Source organism: Myxococcus vastator (genome assembly GCF_010894475.1).
GTDB classification, from domain to species: Bacteria; Myxococcota; Myxococcia; order Myxococcales; family Myxococcaceae; genus Myxococcus; species Myxococcus vastator.
In genome coordinates, this window is the sequence record NZ_JAAIYB010000939.1 from 1 (window position 1) to 635 (window position 635).

The window sequence follows — 635 nt, forward strand, 5'->3', positions numbered from 1 at the left end:
GGCCTGCCGCGCCCCCTCCACCAGCGCCCCCAGCGACAGGGGCCGGCTCAGGTAGCGCTCCACCCGCAGGTCGAGCGGGCGCAGCGCCTCCCGCTCTGCGGGGAAGGCGCTGATTTGCAACAGAGCGCCCGCCAGCGCCAAGGCGCGCCGCAGTGACTCCAGGTGCGTCCCGTCCGATACCAGCAGGCCCGCGGCCGCCACCACCACCTGCACCGACTCCGTCCGCAGCAGCGTGAGCGCGCCCGGCACGTCCGCGGAGACCCAGACCCTCCAGCCCTGACTCTCCAGGGCGAGCACCTGGAGCTCCCGGGAGGCACCGGGGTCTTCGATGAGCAGGAGGGAGGGCGTCATCACGACGAGTCGAAGGCGGGCGGGCGGCCAGGGCGTTCAGGTACCCCGGATGAAGGAAAGAGTCGCAGTCTGGGCACCGAACGCACCGAGTCAAGCGCTCCGGCGGCAAGTGTTCTCCGGTGCAAATGACCGCCAGTCGGTCGCCGGCCCTGGGGCCTCCTTCCCGGAACGCACCTGCGTGACGGATGCATCCAGCGCGACAGCGGTATCTGTTCAACAGTCGCATCCGGGCAGGCAGGGGCTCACCTGTGGCCAGCCCGCCACCCCCGAGGTCTCTCCCAGCG

At 71.5% G+C, this 635-nt stretch carries 1 pseudogene; it reads right to left on the minus strand.

What is annotated here, in order from left to right:
• Positions 1-351, minus strand: a pseudogene (locus tag G4D87_RS38445) (hybrid sensor histidine kinase/response regulator); the annotation flags it as partial.
• Positions 352-635 lie beyond the last annotated feature (284 nt).